Origin of the sequence: Streptomyces sp. NPDC088915, from assembly GCF_044749825.1 — a bacterium.
Taxonomy (GTDB): Bacteria; Actinomycetota; Actinomycetes; order Streptomycetales; family Streptomycetaceae; genus Streptomyces.
The window spans coordinates 135,735-150,749 of record NZ_JBIVIR010000016.1 but is presented as its reverse complement, the minus strand read 5'-3'; the positions used below and the strand labels follow the sequence as shown (position 1 = coordinate 150,749).

Sequence of the window (15,015 nt, the reverse complement as noted above, 5' to 3'; positions counted from 1 at the left end):
GGGCCCCGGTCAGGCGCGGCCCGCCGCCTTCTGGCTCCTGCGGGACAGCGAGTCGACGACCACGGCGGCCAGCAGCACCGACCCCGTGATCATGAACTGGACGGCGTTGCTGACGCCCATGATGTTCATGCCCGACTGGATCGACCCGATCACCAGGGCGCCGAGCAGCGCCGACCAGACCGAGCCGCGCCCGCCGAACAGGCTCGTACCGCCGATGACGGCCGCGGCGATCACGTTCATCAGCAGGTTGCCGCCGCCGGAGGTCTGGCTCGCGGACTGGATCTGCCCGGCGAGGAAGAGACCGCCGATCGCCGCCATGGTCCCGGCGATCGAGAAGACCGTCATCCGGACGAACGGCACGCTGATGCCCGCCCGGCGCGCGCCCTCGATGTTGCCGCCCACCGCGAAGATCCGCCGCCCGTACGTGGTGCGCCGCAGCACGAAGTCCAGGACCACCAGCAGGACCAGGAAGATCAGGAGCGCCAGCGGCAGCCCCTGGTACCGGTTGAGGATGTACGCGGTGACGAACGCGAGCGCCGCGATGACGAGCGTGCGCAGCACGATCTCGGCGACCGGCCGGGACGGCACCCCGGCCGCGCGCCGCCGCCGGGCGTCCAGGAGCGAGGCCGCCAGGAAGAGCCCGACGCCGACGGCCGCGGTCGCGTAGGCGGCGACCGGGCTGTGGAAGACGGTCGAGTACAGCTCGGCGACGATGCTCTCGGCGGGGATGTTGACCGTGCCGCTCGTGCCGAGCACCTGGAGCATCAGCCCGTTCCAGGCCAGGTTGCCCGCCAGGGTGACGACGAAGGCCGGCACGCCCACCTTGGCGAAGAAGAACCCGTGGATCAGCCCGACGACCGCGCCGCCCGCCACGGCGACCAGGAGCGCCAGCCACTCGTTCATGCCGTTCAGGACGTTGAGCACGGCGAAGATCGCGGCGCACAGACCGCTCACGGAACCGACCGAGAGGTCGATCTCGCCGAGCAGCAGCACGAAGACGATCCCGACCGCGATCATGCCGGTGCCGACGATCTGCTGGCTGAGGTCGGAGAGGTTCTGGGCGGAGAGGAACGTGCTGTCCAGGCTGCCGAACACCGTCCAGATGATGATCACGGCGAGGACGACGGGCAGGGACCCCAGCTCCCCGCTGCGCAGCTTGCGCCGGAACTCCCCGACGTACCCCTTGACGCCCTCCTCGCGCACCAGGAGGCGGGTGTCCACGGCGGGCACGGCGCCGGGGGCCGGTTCCTGGGAGGCCCTGTCGGCGGCTCCGCCGGCGCCCTTGGAGAGACGGTCCCGTTTCACGGTTCCTCCCGCTTGCGGGCCTGGCGCCGGGTGACGGCGCTGTCGGTGGCCCCCGTGATGGCGGAGATGATCTCCTCGGTGGTCGTCGAGCGCTTGTCGAAGAAGCCGTTGTTCCGGCCCAGGCGCATCACGGCGATCCGGTCGGCGACCGCCATCACGTCCACCATGTTGTGGCTGATCAGGATCGTCCCGAGGCCCCGGTCGCGCAGCCGCTCCACCAGGTCGAGGACCTCGGCGGTCTGCTCCACGCCCAGGGCGGCGGTGGGCTCGTCCAGGATCACGACCTTCGGGTCGCCGATCAGCGAACGGGCGATCGCCACCGTCTGGCGCTGCCCGCCGGAGAGGGACGCCACGGGGATGCGGACGCTCGGGATGCGGATCGACAGCGTGTCGAGCAGCTCGCGCGCCCGCTGGTCCATGCGGACCTCGTCCAGGATCCCGAACCTGCGCAGCTCGCGGCCGAGGAACAGGTTGGCGACCACGTCGAGGTTGTCGCACAGGGCGAGATCCTGGTAGACGGTGGCGATCCCGAGGTTCTGGGCGTCGTGGGGCCGGGTGATGGAGACCGGCCGCCCCTCCCACGCGATGGTGCCCTCGTCGGGCGGGTTCACCCCGGCGATCGCCTTGACGGCGGTGGACTTGCCGGCGCCGTTGTCGCCGACGAGCGCCACGACCTCGCCCGGGTGGACCTCCAGGTCGAAGCCCTTCAGGGCCTGGACCGCGCCGAACCGCTTGGAGACCCCCCGCAGGGTGAGCACGGGTGACTCGGGCAAGGCAACCGCCTCCTCCGTCCGTCCGCCCCGGTGGGGACGGACGGCTCGCGACTACTGGAGACCGGCCTCCTTGCAGGCGGCCGCGTAGGTCGGGGTGCAGATCTGCTGGACCGTGTAGAGCCCGTCCTTGACGACGGTGTCCTTGATGTTGGACTTGTCGACCACGACCGGGGTCAGGAGCGAGGCGGGGACCTTCTGGCCACTGCCGCTGGTGACGGTGGCGGGGGTCAGGTCGGACGGGATCGGCTTGCCCTCGGCCAGGTCGACGGCCATCGTCGCGGCGATGTCCGCCTCCGGCTTGTACGGCTTCTCGACCGTGATGGTCTGCGTGCCGAGCAGGATCCGCTGGATGGCGTCGAGCTGCGCGTCCTGGCCGGTCAGCGGCACGTTCATGCCCGCCGCCTTCAGGGCGGTGGCGATGCCGGCGGCCAGTCCGTCGTTGGCCGAGTAGACGCCGACGATCCTGTCCTTGCCCAGGGAACTGATGGCACCGGACATCTGCTGGTTGGCGTTGTTCGGGTCCCAGTTCGGCGTGTCGTACTCCTTGCCGATCTTCACCTTGCCGTCCAGGACCGAGTGCGCGCCGGCCTTGAACTCGGCGGCGTTCGGGTCCGTCGGCGATCCGTTGTGCATCACGATCTCGCCGCTGCCCGCCTTGTCGCCGAGCGCGTCGAGGAGCGCCTTGCCCTGGAGCTCGCCCACCTTGCGGTTGTCGTACGAGACGTACGCGTCGACCGGGCCCTGCGCGAGGCGGTCGTACGCCACGACCTTGACGCCCGCGTCGTGGGCCTTCTGCACGGAGGACTGGATCGACTTGGCGTCCACGGCGTCCAGGATGAGGACCTTGTCGCCCTTGGCGAGCGCGGTGTTCACTTGCTGCTGCTGGGTGGTGGCGCTCTCGGCGGCGTTGTAGTAGTCGATCTGCGCCCCGGGCGCCAGCTCCTTGATCTTCGCCTCGATGTAGGGCCGGTCGAACTTCTCGTACCGGGTGGTCTTGCTCTCCGGCAGCAGCAGACCGATCTTCACCTCGCCCTGCGCCGCGGCCGGCTGCGCCGCTCCGGTCGTCGCCACCGCGCCCAGGGAGAGGGCCGCGGCTCCGGCGAGTGCGATCGCGCCCCGCAATGTACGGCTCATGGAAGGTTCCTTTCGTACGCCCCCGCTTCCCGTCTCTCGTGAGCGCGGGTACGCGGGGGCACACATGGCCTATATATCGACATTAGCCGCAACCCGGGGAGCGGCAAGCGGGTGAAGCGGCAACCCCGGCGACCGGGCCGCCCACGAGGACGCTCAGGAGGGGGCGGTGGTGAGGCCGGTGATGATCTCCTCGTTGTCGGTGAGCCGGTTCACCGTCGCCTCGAACTCGCGCGCCAGGGCCGCGACGCTCCGCTCGGTCCGCTCGGCGCGCTCGTGCGCGAAGAGGCCGACCGCGTCCACGGTCCGCCGCAGCTCGGCCAGGGCCCGGTACTGCTCCTCCACCTTGTCCTGGAGCACCGAAGCGCCTGCTTCGAGGGCGGCCACCCGCTCCCGCAGCGCCACCACGTCGTCCCGCGGATACCCCACCTTCCTGAGCAACATGCCCAGCCTGACGCGCAGTTGGCCGAAGTACGCGCCGGCCGGCCGGAAGGCCGTGCTCAGCAGGAAGAACCCGGCGCACCAGTAGCCCGCCTCCCGGCCGGTCGCGACGGCGACCCGCAGCATCACGCGCGCGATCCGCCGCGCCTCGGCGTCCCGCTCCCCGGAGACCACGAGGCCCTTCTCGCGGCCGACCGCGATCTGGGCGAGGACCGTGTGCGCCCGGAAGTACAGGTTCCACGGCGCCGTCAGGAGGAGCAGGAGCCAGCGCAGCCCGAGGACGCCCGCCCCGACGGCGAGCACCGTCCCGGGCGGCGCCGTCCGCCCCTCAGTAGCGGCTGTTCATGACCGTGCGCACCTCCGCGAGCGTGGCGTCCGCCACCGCCCGGGCGCGCTCGTTCCCCTCCCGCAGCACCTCGCGCAGGTACGTCCGGTCCCGCGCGTACGCCGTGCGGCGGGCCCGGATCGGTGCCAGGTACTCGTTGACCGCCTCGGTCACGGTCCCCTTCAGCGCGGCGGCCCCGCCGGAGCCGATCCCGGCGGCGACCTCCTCGGGCGTGCGGCCCTGGCAGAGGGCCGCCAGGAGCAGCAGCGAGGCCACCTCGGGGCGGTGGACCGGGTCGTACGCGATGTGGCGCTCGGAGTCGGTCTTCGCGCCCCTGATCAGCCGGGCGGTCTCGTCCGCGCCCGCCGCGAGGGTGACGGCGTTGCCCCGGCTCTTGCTCATCTTGGTGCCGTCGGTGCCCAGCAGCAGCGGCGCGTCGGAGAGCAGCGCCTCGGGTTCGGGGAACACCCCTTCCCCGTACCGGGCGTTGAAGCGGCGGGCGATCGTCCGCGTGACCTCCAGGTGCGGCAGCTGGTCCTGGCCGACCGGGACCAGGTTCGCCTTGCAGAAGAGGATGTCGGCCGCCTGGTGGACGGGATAGGTGAACATCAGGCCGCTGACGGCGGACTGCCGGGAGTGGGCGATCTCGTCCTTGACCGTGGGGTTGCGGTTCAGCTCGGCCATGGACACCAGGCTGAGGAAGGGCAGCATCAGCTGGTTGAGGGCGGGGACCGCGCTGTGGGTGAAGATCGTGCTCCGCGCCGGGTCCACCCCGATCGCGAGGTGGTCCAGGACCAGCTCCTCGACGTGCCCGGGCAGGTCGTCCGCCACGTCCCGGTCGGTCAGGACCTGGTAGTCCGCGACGATCACGAACAGCTCCACCCCGAGGTCCTGGAGCCGGACCCGGTTGTGGAGCGTGCCGAAGTAGTGCCCCAGGTGCAGCCGCCCGGTGGGCCGGTCGCCGGTGAGGACGCGGAACCGTCCCGGGCTCCGGAGGACCTCCTCCTCCACGGCGGCGCTGCGGACCCGCGCGTCGGGCGTCACGGCGGAGGGAACTGCGGCGGGAACGGTGCCGGGAAGGACGGTGGTGTTCACGGGGTCTCCTGGTGGGTCGAGGACGCCGCCGAACGTCAGGACCCCGCTCCGGGACATGCGAAAAGGGCCGTTCGTCCGAACGGCCCTTGGGTCATGCGTGAGGGGTGGCCGCTCCTAGGAGGAGCGCCACCGGCTCAGACACGACGAAGAACGCATGCGCCCACCGTACAGCCTTCCGGTCCGTACGGTCCTCAGGCCAGGACGACCGGAAGCTCGAACAGGTCGTTCTGGGTGACGACCGGCTTGTTGCGCAGCTCCTCGCGCGGCACCGCGAGACGCAGCTCGGGGAAGCGCGCGTACAGCGCGGGCAGCGCCACCGACGCCTCCAGACGGGACAGCGCCGCTCCCGGGCAGACGTGCGGCCCGTGACCGAAGGAGATGTGGCGGTTCGGCGTGCGGGTCACGTCGAAGTCGCCCGCCGTCGGCCCGAACTGCGCCTCGTCCCGGCCGATCGCGCCGAACGACACGATCAGGCCCTCGCCCTTGGGCAGGACCCGGTCGCCGACCTCGATGTCCTCGGCGGCGAAGCGGATCAGGACGTGCGAGGTGGGCGTCGACCAGCGCAGGGTCTCCTCGATCACGTTCTCCCACGGCACCTCGCCCTTGAGCACCAGGTCGCGCTGCTCGGGGTGGGTGCTCAGGGCGACCACGGCGTTCACGATCAGGCTGATGGTCGTCTCGTGCCCGGCCGCCACCATGAGCTGGAGGGTGTTGGTGATCTCCTCCGTGGTGAGCCGGTCGCCGTCCTCCGACGCCTCGATCAGCGCGCTCGTGAGGTCGTCGCCGGGCGCCTCCTTCTTGCCCGCCACGATCCCCGAGAACAGGGCGCCCAGGTCCGCCATCATCTGCGGCACCTCCTCGGGCGGGGTCTGCGTCGAGAAGAACTTGTCGAACAGCTCCTTCATGCGCGGCTGGTCGGCCCGGTCGACGCCCATCAGCTCGCAGACCACGTTCATCGGCAGCGGGTACGCGAACTCCGCCTTCAGGTCCACGGCCTCGCCCGCCGGACGCCCGGCGAGCCGGTCCAGCATCTCCGTGGTCAGGGCCTCGATGCCGGCGCGCAGCCGCTCCACCCGGCGCGCGGTCAGCGCCTGCGCGACCAGGCCGCGCAGCCGCCGGTGCTCCTCGCCGTCCACGGTCAGCATCGACTTGCCCGGGTTCGCCAGGCCGATCAGCGGCCAGTCCAGGGGTATCTCGCCGCGCTGCCAGGCGCCCCAGACATCGATGTCCTTGACGAGGCGCGGGTCCGTGAGCAGCTTCCGGGCCTCCGCGTGGTGGGTGACGGCGAAGCAGGGCACCCCGCCCGGCAGGACGACCCGGGCGAGCGGTCCGGCGGCGCGCAGCCGGGCGCTCTCGCCGTCGAGGTCGGTGACGAACGGGTCCAGGTCGATGACGCCGGTGCCGGACGCGGCGGTGTGGTCGTACGGGCAGCTCATCCGAGGGCTCCAAGGGCGGGGGTCGGGGTGTAGGTCACGGGAAGCGCGGTCAGGCCGCGCAGCCAGGGGGAGGGGCGGCGGGCGAGGTCCTCCGGGGCCACCGCGAGGTCCACGTCAGGCAGCCGGTCGAGCAGCACCTCGATGCCGGTCCGCGCGATGGTCTCGGCGACCTCCTGCGCGGGGAACGGGCAGCGGTGCTCGCCGTGCCCGAAGGACAGGTAGGCGTTGTTGCCGCCGGTGAGCGCGCCGGAGTCGGCCCGTACGTGCGGGTCGGAGTTGGCGGCGGCCAGGCCGAGCAGCAGCAGGTCCCCGCCGCCGATCCGGCGCCCGCCGAGGTGGGTGTCGCGCGAGGCCCACCGCCCGGCGACGTTCTGGGTGGGGGTGTCCTCCCACAGGACCTCGTTCATCGCCTCGCCGACGCTGTGCCGGCCGCCGGACAGCGAGGCCGCGAACCGGTCGTCGGTGAGCATCAGGCGCAGCGAGTTGCCGATCCAGTCGGCGGTGGGCTGGTGGCCGGCGGCCATCATCACCATGAGGTCCTGGGCGACCTCCTCGACCGTGAAGCCGGCCGTGTTGGCCAGCATCCGCGAGGCGACGTCGTCGCCCGGGGCCTCCGCCTTGGCGGTGAGCAGCCCGAACATGGACTCGCCCAGGTGGCGCTGGCCCTCCAGGGCGCCCTCCTGGCCGTTGATCATGTCGTTCATGGCCTTGACGAGCCCGGGACCCTGCTCGTCGGCGAAGCCGTAGACGCTGGCGAGGACCCGGACCGGCAGCAGCATCGCGTACTCGGCGATGATGTCGCAGGAGCCCTTGCCGCACAGCGCGTCGATCAGCTCGTCGGCGAACCGCTCGGCGCGCGCCCTCAGGACGAACGGGTCGATCGCCTCCAGGGCGCCCGAGACGACGTCCGCGCGCTCGCGGTGCCGCTCGCCGACGGTGTAGAGGATGGACGGCTGCCTGCGCCCGATCATGGGCAGCAGGGGCCAGTCCGCCGGGATGCGGTCCCACTGGTTCCACAGGTCGGAGTCGCGCGAGAAGAGCACCGGGTCGCTGGTGACCTGGTGCAGCTCGCGGTAGCCGAGGACCAGCCAGGCGGGGACGTCCCCGTCCAGGACGACCGGGGCGACCGCCCCGTGCTCCCGGCGCATCTGCCGGTACAGCTCGGTGGGGTCGGTCTGGAACCGGGGCCCGCCCAGCGGGACGGGCCGGGGCGCGGAGTGGGGCACGGGGCAGGTCACGGGGCGGGCTCCGGGATGGGCTGCGGCGTCGGGTCCTGGGCGACGACGGACTGCAGGTGCTCGACGAGCGTGATCAGGACCTGCTTGCTGGACTCGCGCGACCGGGCGTCGCAGAAGACCAGCGGCACCCCGTCGGCGAGGTCGAGGGCCTCGCGGATCTGCCCGGCGGTGTGGGCGGGGCCGCCGAAGTCGTTGCAGGCGACGACGAACGGCGTGCCGTGGTGCTCCAGGCGGTCGATCGCGTACCAGGAGTCGGCGAGCCGGCGCGTGTCGACGAGCACGACGGCGCCGAGCGTCCCGGAGAACAGCCGGTCCCAGAGGAACCAGAACCGCTCCTGGCCGGGCGCCCCGAACAGGTAGAGGATGTTGTGGGCGTCCAGCGAGATCCGGCCGAAGTCGAAGGCCACGGTGGTGGCCGTCTTCGCGTCGACGCCGCCGGTGTCGTCGACGCCCTCGCCCGCCTGCGTCATGGTCTCCTCGGTGTTCAGCGGACGGATCTCGCTGACCGAGCGCACCAGGGTGGTCTTGCCGACGCCGAAACCGCCGACGACGACGATCTTCAGTCCGTTGTCGGCGGTGCTGTGCAGGGTCTGGCGCTGTTCAGAGGTTACGGAGTCCAACGAGCACCTGCTCCAGGATGTCGTGATCGGGAAGGCGGTACGACGCGCGGGGGTGCCGTGCGCTGATCCGGCCGGTGTCGTGGAGGTCGGCCAGCAGGATCCGCGTGATCGACACGGGCAGGCCGAGTCCGGCCGCCACCTCCACCACCGCCGTGGGGAAGCGGCACATGCGCAGGATCGCGGCGTGCTCGGACTGCATGCCGGGGGCCGGGTCGCTCTCGGCGACCACGAGGGTCACCAGGTCGAAGGCGTCGGACCCGGCACGGCTGCGGCCGCCGGTCAGGGTGTAGAGCCGGTCGGGGGAATCGTCCCTGCCCGGCCTGGTTCGGCTCATCCCCGGGGCCTCGCGACCAGGTACTCGCCGAGCTGCTCGACCAGTTCGGACATGTTGTGGCCGACGAGTCCGGCGTCGGCGTCCTCGTCGGCGACGAGCGCGAGGTGGGCGCCCTCGCCGGCCTCCACGATGAACAGGATGCCGCCGTAGAACTCGGCCATCGCGGAACGGACGCCGCCCGTGCCGTCGCCGAACTCCACGGAGGCACCGTGCGACAGGCTCTGGATGCCGGCGGCGATCGCGGCGAGCTGGTCCGCCTGGTCGACGGAGAGCTCGGGGGTACGGCAGAGCTTGAGGCCGTCACGGGAGAGCACCAGGGCGTGTCGGGTGCCCGGGGTGCGTTCGAGCAGGCCCTCCAGGAGCCAGCTGAGCTTCTCGTCGGTGGTGGTGCCGGTCATTTACGGGGTGCCTTCCGGGTGCGGGGAGTTCGAGGACGGCGACGTCCGGGGGGTGGACGTCCGGCCGGCCTGGTCGGACGGGACGGGCGGGGCGGCGGGGGAGCCGTCCGCCGCCGGAGAGGTCTCGGTGCCGGCGTCGGGCCGGTCGGCCGCGTCGGGCCGGTCGGCGGCGTCGCGGACCGCCCGCCGGAAGGAGCCGAAGCGGGAGGCCGCCCCGGCCGCCGCGCCGCTGCGCGGGGTCGCCGCGCGGGGCTTCGGGGCGGCGTCGGGCCCCTCCGGGTGGGCGGCGGCGAGCGCCCGGCCGCGACGGCGGCGCGGCAGACCGCTCTCGCCGAACTGCGGGTGCTCTCCGGTGCCCTCGTCGGCGGCGTCCCGGTCGGTGCCGGTCTCGTGCACGGCCTCGGGCTCCTCGGCCCGCGTCCCGGCGGGGGCGGACGGCGGGGCCCCGGCCGGCGCCCGGTCGGGCGCGGGCGCGGACAGACCGCGGCCGGCCACCGGGGGCAGGGCGGCGGGCGCGGCCGGCGTCTCCGCGGGCACGTGGCTGATCAGCTCCTGGGGGAGCATCAGCAGGGCGCCGGTGCCGCCGCGCGCCGAGGGGCGGAACGACACGGTCAGACCGTGCTTGCGGGCCAGCCGGCCGACGACGGCCAGGCCGAGCCGGGTGCCGGACAGGCCGGCCAGGTCCTGGTTCTCCGCGCTCACGGCGGCCTCGGCGCGGCGCAGCTGGACGTCGCTCATCACCAGGCCGCTGTCCTCCACCGCGATGATGACGCCGGCGGGGACCTCCTCCACGTAGACGTGGACCTCGGCGGTGGGCGGCGAGAAGTTGGCGGCGTTGTCCATGAGTTCGGCCAGGGCGTGCATGACGCCCTCGGCGGCGTGGCCCGCCACGGCCGCGTCGCTGCTGGAGTGCAGCCGCACCCGCTGGTAGCCGCCGATCCGGCCCATGGCACCGCGCAGGATCGACTCCATGACGATCGGGCGGGCCCAGCGGCGGCCGGACCGCGCTCCGGTCAGCACGGCGACGGAGTCGGCGAGCCGGCCCGCCTGGGCGGTGCGGTGGTCGAGGTGGAGGAGGTCGGTCAGGACGTCCTCGTCGGCGTGCCGGTGCTCCATCTCCCGCAGGTCGGCCAGCATGCTCGTGGCGAGCGCCTGCATGCGGCCGGCCGCGTTGGCGGCGGCGGCCATGGCGGCGGACCGGCCGGACTCGGCCCGGCGCAGCCTCTCCTCCAGGCGCGCGACGTCGGCGGTCCGCGCCCGGGCCAGCTCCGCCGTCTCGGCCGCGTGGACGCGCACCAGTTCCTCGGTCCGCGCGGCGCGGGCCGCCTCGGCGGCCGCGGTGTCCGCCGCGTACCGCTCCTTCAGGGCCGCGGTCTCCCGTTCGGCGGAGGCCGCGGCCGCGGTGGCGTACGCCTCGCGGGAGGCGAGTTCGGCGGTGAGCGTCTCGACCCGGCGGCCGAGGGCGCGCGAGGTGCGCCCGTACCAGGTGACGGCGAAGGCCGAGGCGGCGAGCAGCAGGACGCAGCAGACGGCGAACCAGGCGAGGGCGGGACGGACCCCGGCCGGCGCCGCGGCGGTCGCCGCCGCGGCGAGCGCACCACCTGCGGCGGCTGTCAGCAACGAGGCGAGCAGGGCAGGGCGGAAGGGGGTGGACGGCGCCGACATCAACCAGACTCTCGAGAACGGGCACGCGGGAAGGGAGTCGCAACGACGGCACTATAGAGGCGTTGTTGATCAGTTAGGAACTGGCTTGATCGGATCGGTAAGCAGATAAAGGTTCAACTGCCCCATTTATGCAATCAAGAGTGATCGAATTTACTCGGGCTTCATCGAAGTGCCGGTCCGGGTCCGTCCCCTGTCGAGCCATCAGGCCGTCAACCGCCGAGGTACTCGATGTGCAGGCTGCCGGGCACGTGCCGACGCGTCCGTCCCCGGCCCCACGGGCCCGGAGCGAACTCCACGCAGAAGTGTCCCGACTCCGGGTGGCGCCGTGCGTGGGAAGGGGCCTGCTCGACGAACCGGCGCAGCGCGGCGCCCTCTTCGCGGAACGCGGGGGAACTGCCGACGACGAACAGGGTGTGCGCGGCGATGTCGAAGGCGAGGTGGTCGCGGTACGTCCGGTGGTGCCGCCGCTCGTGGTCGACGGAGCCCTCGTCCGGGAGGTCGTCGTCCGGCAGGGACACGGTGCCGGGCACGCCCGCACCGAGCCGCGCCCTGACCCCCTTCCACGCCGAGGCCGGGAACCGCAGGCTGTGGTGGACCAGCACCAGATCGAGGGCGACCGGTTCGGCCCCGCCCGCGCCGTCGTGGGGCGCCGGATTGCCCCGGAGGGGCAGGTACACCAGCGACCTGGCGGACCGGGCGGCCAGCGCCCACAGAGCGGCGAGCCGGTCGGCGCCGTCCCGGTCGGCGTACATCGACAGCCAGTGCCCGTCGTCGCGCAGCGCCGGCCCCGTCGCGTCCGGCCCGGGGGTCGACCGCACCACCCGGACCTCGCGTCCGCCCAGACCGACCCTGTGCACCCGCACCCGCTGTTCCACGTGCCCCCTTCGTCCCGCCGTCGCCGCACCTTAGACGGAGCTGCCGGGCCGCGGCCTCCGATTTACGGCCGGCGCCGGGCCTACCGCTCGCGCGCGACGAACGCGGGCCGCAGGGAGTCGTCGACCGGGTCGTAGTAGCGGTGGAACACCGGGGTGGTCGAGCCGGAGACGGGCGGGACGATCCAGCTCCAGTCGGCGGGGGTCGGCCTGCCGTGGCGGGTCTCCCGGTCGATGTGGCGGAGGAAGCGCTCGGACTCGGTGTGGTGGTCCGCCATCGTCACCCCGGCCTCCTGGAAGGAGTGCAGCACCGCCACGTTCAGCTCGACCAGCGCCCGGTCCCGCCACAGCGTCCGCTCCGACGAGCGGTCGAGGCCCAGACGGTCGGCGACCACCGGCAGCAGGTCGTAGCGGTCGGTGTCGGCCAGGTTCCGGGCACCGATCTCCACCCCCATGTACCAGCCGTTGAACGGCGCCGCCGGATAGCGCACCCCGCCGATCTCCAGCGACATGTCGCTGATCGCCGGCACCGCGTACCAGCGGAGCCCCAGCTCCGCGAACCACGGGTGGTCCGGATGCCGCAGCGGCACCTCCATGACGCAGCCGTCCGGCAGCTCGTACCACTCCGGCCGCGCGTCCGGACGCTCCCGCACCATCAACGGCAGTATCTGGAAGGGGCCGTCGGACCGCTTCCAGCCCAACTCGCGGGCGAGCGCGGTCGGCTCCGCGCCGCGCGGGTCGCCGACCCAGCTCCCCTCCGGGGTGCGGTGTCCCGCGTAGCGCACCAGTTGGTCGTTGACGATCCGGGGCCCGGGGCGGCCGGGCCGGTCCGGTGCGAAGACCGAGATCACCGGCCGGATCCGGCCGCCGTTGCCGGCAAGGCGCAGGTGCTCGAAGCAGGCGTCGGCGATCCCGTCGGCCGAGGCGACGTGCCGCAGGTCGCGCACCACGAGGCTGCGCCAGTAGAGCCTGCCGATGCAGCGGGCCGCGTTGCGCCACGCGACACGGGCGCCGAAGGCCAGCTCGTCCGGGGTGTGTACGTACGTGCCGGTGCGGTCGATCTCGGCGAGGACCGCGCGGACCCGGAACTCCACGTCACCGGCCCGCCGCTCCTCCTGGTGGAACTGCCGGACGAAGCGTTCCGCCTCCCGCCGGTCGGTGACGTGCGCCGCCGCTTCCGGCGGTCGCGGGGGCCCTTCCGGGCCGGGGGTGACGTCGGACGTGAACGGACAGACGCCGACGGGGGCCGACTTCCGTCGGCGACGCAGACTGAAGACCAAGGTGTTCCCTCCCGGCCTCCATGACTACCCCATGTGTTCACGCGTGTGTGGAGAGTGTGCGTACTCCGTACGAGAACGGCGGCACGCTGGTACTCTGCCCCGTTCTGCTACGACTCCTGGGCGCCCGGCACGTTCTGCTCCGCCCAGACCACCTTGCCGGTGACGGTACGGCAGGAACCCCAGCGGCGGCAGAGCATGTTGATGAGCTGGAGTCCCCGCCCGCCCTCGTCGCTGAGGTCCGCGTGCTGGATCTGCGGCAGGTCGGGACCCGTGTCCGAGACCTCCACGACCAGCCGCTCGCCGCGCCACAGCCGCAGCTCGCCCGGCCCGTTGCCGTACCGCAGCGCGTTGCCCACGAGCTCGGAGACCACCAGCTCGCAGACGTCCGCGAGTTCGTCGAGGCCCCACGCGGCGAGCTGACCGGTGACCAGGTTCCGCGCGGCGGAGGCCGCCCGCCCGTCCTTCGACAGCTCCCACACCCGCAGGTCGCCGCGCGGTGACGGGGAGTCCGTCGCGACCAGGAGCACCGCCTCGTCGAACCGCTCGGCCCCGGCCGGAGCGCGCTCCACCAGGCCGCCCGCCTCCAGGGCCCCGGGGGCGAGGCCGAGCGCGGCCGACCGCAACAGGGCCAGCTGCTCGTCCAGGTCCTCGGTCCGGGTCTTGACGAGCCCGTCCGTGTACATCACCAGGTGACCGCCGCCGGGGACCTTCAGCCGCAGCGGGTCGTACGGGATCACCCCCGCGCCCAGGGGCGCGCCGACCGGCACGTCCACGAAGTCGGCCGCTCCCCGCCCGTCGAGGAGCAGCGGCGGCAGGTGCCCGGCGCTGGCCAGCGTGTAGCTGGAGTCCGCCGGGTCGTAGACCGCGCACAGACACGTGGCGACCTGCTCGTCCTCCAGGTCGCGGGTGGCCAGGTCGAGCCGCGCCAGGACCCGTTCGGGGGCCATGTCCAGGGTCATCAGCGTGCGGGCGACCGCACGCAGCCGCCCCATCGTGGCGGCGGCGGGCAGCCCGTGCCCCATCACGTCCCCCACCACCAGGGCCGTCCGCCCGCCGGGCAGCGCCATCACGTCGTACCAGTCCCCGCCCACCCCGTGGCCGGCCGCCGAGGGCGCGTACTCCGAGTGCAGCCGCAGCCCCGGCGTCACCGGGGTGGCGCGCGGCAGCAGGCTGCGCTGCAACGAGACCACGTGCTCGCGCTCGCGCCCGTACAGCCGGGCGTTGTCGATGAAGACGGCGGCCTTCGAGGCGAGCTGCTCCGCGAGCGCCAGGTCCGTGGAGGAGAACGGCGGCGTCCCGGGGCCGCGCACGAAGTCGGCGCTCCCGAGCAGCAGCCCGCGGGCGATCAGCGGCACGGCCAGATAGCTGTGCACCCCGGCGGCCCGCATCTGCGCCGCCGCGCTCGCCGTCGGCGCGACCCGGGCGAAGTCGTCGCCCCGCATCCGGCTCAGCAGGACCGGTTTGCCCTGCCGGAGGCAGTACCGGTGCAACAGCGTCTCGTGCCGCTCCTCCGACTGGACGTAGGTCTCGCCCACCGGGGTCGGCTCCAGGGAGGAGAGCTCCTCGATGGCGCACAGCGCCGTGGCCCGCAGCGGGGGGAAGCCCTCCCCGGTCCACCGGGCCCCCTCCTCGCCGCGCAGGACGCTCTCCAGGACGTCCACGGCGGCGCCGTCGGCGAACCGGGGCACGGTGAACTCGGCCAGCTCCTGCGCGGTGCGCTCCAGGTCCAGGGTCGTCCCGATCCTGGAGGTGGCCGCATTCAGCCAGGCCAGTTGGCTGCGGGTGGTGAACCGGTCGGGCGGCAGCAGCCCCCTGCTCCTGCGGAACCTCGCGCCCGCGCCGGCCGGGTGGTGGGCCGACGGATTGCTCCCGGCCGAGGCGCGGCCGGTCAGGCGCCGCCTGTCGCTCCCGCCGTTCACTCTTTCGGCCTCCGTACAGGGTGTGACGCCATCTGTTGCACAGTCTGCACCGGAAGAGGCCGCAGTGCATCAGGCATGCGGAAGCAACCCGCGCAAGTACGTCCACGGCCACGAGGAGTCACCCGAGGGCGACCGTCCGCGACGCGGAACCGGCGCACGGGGCCTCCGGGGCGGGCCGCCCGC

14 protein-coding genes are annotated in these 15,015 nt (G+C 73.1%); all 14 read right to left on the bottom strand.

Translation table 11 applies throughout. The annotated features are described in order from the left end of the window. Positions 1-9 precede the first annotated feature (9 nt). The 14 genes from ACIP5O_RS27325 to ACIP5O_RS27260 all read right to left on the bottom strand — a co-directional run bounded on the left by ACIP5O_RS27325 (position 10) and on the right by ACIP5O_RS27260 (position 14,832). The gene (locus ACIP5O_RS27325) at positions 10-1,305 is read right to left on the bottom strand and encodes a sugar ABC transporter permease (RefSeq protein ID WP_401297601.1); all 1,296 of its coding nucleotides are present in this window, start codon (positions 1,303-1,305) and stop codon (positions 10-12) included. After that, positions 1,302-2,078 (bottom strand): ATP-binding cassette domain-containing protein, encoded by a 777-nt coding sequence (locus ACIP5O_RS27320; protein WP_356545464.1) that lies wholly within the window; start codon positions 2,076-2,078, stop codon positions 1,302-1,304. Before ACIP5O_RS27320 ends, ACIP5O_RS27325 begins: the two co-directional genes overlap by 4 nt. Before the next feature lie 51 nt (positions 2,079-2,129). Next, complete coding sequence (locus tag ACIP5O_RS27315; RefSeq protein ID WP_401297598.1) at positions 2,130-3,212, bottom strand: sugar ABC transporter substrate-binding protein; 1,083 nt, start codon at positions 3,210-3,212, stop codon at positions 2,130-2,132. 153 nt (positions 3,213-3,365) lie between these two features. Next, positions 3,366-3,953, bottom strand: coding sequence for a hypothetical protein (locus tag ACIP5O_RS27310; protein WP_401297596.1), 588 nt, complete (start codon positions 3,951-3,953; stop codon positions 3,366-3,368). Positions 3,954-3,978: 25 nt separating this feature from the next. Next, complete coding sequence (trpS, locus tag ACIP5O_RS27305; protein WP_401297594.1) at positions 3,979-5,070, bottom strand: tryptophan--tRNA ligase; 1,092 nt, start codon at positions 5,068-5,070, stop codon at positions 3,979-3,981. Between the two features lie 191 nt (positions 5,071-5,261). Next, positions 5,262-6,506, bottom strand: coding sequence for a cytochrome P450 (locus tag ACIP5O_RS27300; RefSeq protein ID WP_401297592.1), 1,245 nt, complete (start codon positions 6,504-6,506; stop codon positions 5,262-5,264). Beyond that, on the bottom strand, positions 6,503-7,744 hold the full coding sequence (locus tag ACIP5O_RS27295; protein WP_401297590.1) for a cytochrome P450: 1,242 nt from the start codon (positions 7,742-7,744) through the stop codon (positions 6,503-6,505). Before ACIP5O_RS27295 ends, ACIP5O_RS27300 begins: the two co-directional genes overlap by 4 nt. After that, positions 7,741-8,364 (bottom strand): GTP-binding protein, encoded by a 624-nt coding sequence (locus ACIP5O_RS27290; protein ID WP_401297588.1) that lies wholly within the window; start codon positions 8,362-8,364, stop codon positions 7,741-7,743. The genes ACIP5O_RS27295 and ACIP5O_RS27290 overlap by 4 nt, the downstream gene beginning before the upstream one ends. Next, the gene (locus ACIP5O_RS27285) at positions 8,345-8,698 is read right to left on the bottom strand and encodes a DUF742 domain-containing protein (protein WP_125660232.1); all 354 of its coding nucleotides are present in this window, start codon (positions 8,696-8,698) and stop codon (positions 8,345-8,347) included. Before ACIP5O_RS27285 ends, ACIP5O_RS27290 begins: the two co-directional genes overlap by 20 nt. Continuing rightward, positions 8,695-9,096 carry a roadblock/LC7 domain-containing protein gene (locus tag ACIP5O_RS27280; protein WP_030690508.1) on the bottom strand — a complete coding sequence of 134 codons (402 nt, stop codon included), beginning with the start codon at positions 9,094-9,096 and terminating at the stop codon, positions 8,695-8,697. Before ACIP5O_RS27280 ends, ACIP5O_RS27285 begins: the two co-directional genes overlap by 4 nt. Beyond that, the gene (locus ACIP5O_RS27275) at positions 9,097-10,761 is read right to left on the bottom strand and encodes a sensor histidine kinase (RefSeq protein WP_401297586.1); all 1,665 of its coding nucleotides are present in this window, start codon (positions 10,759-10,761) and stop codon (positions 9,097-9,099) included. 209 nt (positions 10,762-10,970) lie between these two features. Further along, positions 10,971-11,636, bottom strand: coding sequence for a hypothetical protein (locus ACIP5O_RS27270; RefSeq protein WP_401297585.1), 666 nt, complete (start codon positions 11,634-11,636; stop codon positions 10,971-10,973). Positions 11,637-11,716: 80 nt separating this feature from the next. Continuing rightward, a complete protein-coding gene (locus ACIP5O_RS27265; RefSeq protein ID WP_401297584.1) occupies positions 11,717-12,913 on the bottom strand; it encodes a nitric oxide synthase oxygenase in 1,197 nt (398 codons plus the stop codon). Positions 12,914-13,020: 107 nt separating this feature from the next. Beyond that, positions 13,021-14,832: a SpoIIE family protein phosphatase gene (locus tag ACIP5O_RS27260; protein ID WP_401297582.1), complete on the bottom strand. Its 1,812-nt coding sequence runs from the start codon at positions 14,830-14,832 to the stop codon at positions 13,021-13,023. Positions 14,833-15,015: the final 183 nt, after the last annotated feature.

Excerpts from the sequence above, each read along its gene's own strand:
- ACIP5O_RS27315 (WP_401297598.1), bottom strand. The coding sequence starts at position 3,212 with ATGAGCCGTACATTGCGGGGCGCGATCGCACTCGCCGGAGCCGCGGCC.
- ACIP5O_RS27275 (WP_401297586.1), bottom strand. The coding sequence starts at position 10,761 with ATGTCGGCGCCGTCCACCCCCTTCCGCCCTGCCCTGCTCGCCTCGTTG.
- ACIP5O_RS27300 (WP_401297592.1), bottom strand. The coding sequence starts at position 6,506 with ATGAGCTGCCCGTACGACCACACCGCCGCGTCCGGCACCGGCGTCATC.
- ACIP5O_RS27285 (WP_125660232.1), bottom strand. The coding sequence starts at position 8,698 with ATGAGCCGAACCAGGCCGGGCAGGGACGATTCCCCCGACCGGCTCTAC.
- ACIP5O_RS27280 (WP_030690508.1), bottom strand. The coding sequence starts at position 9,096 with ATGACCGGCACCACCACCGACGAGAAGCTCAGCTGGCTCCTGGAGGGC.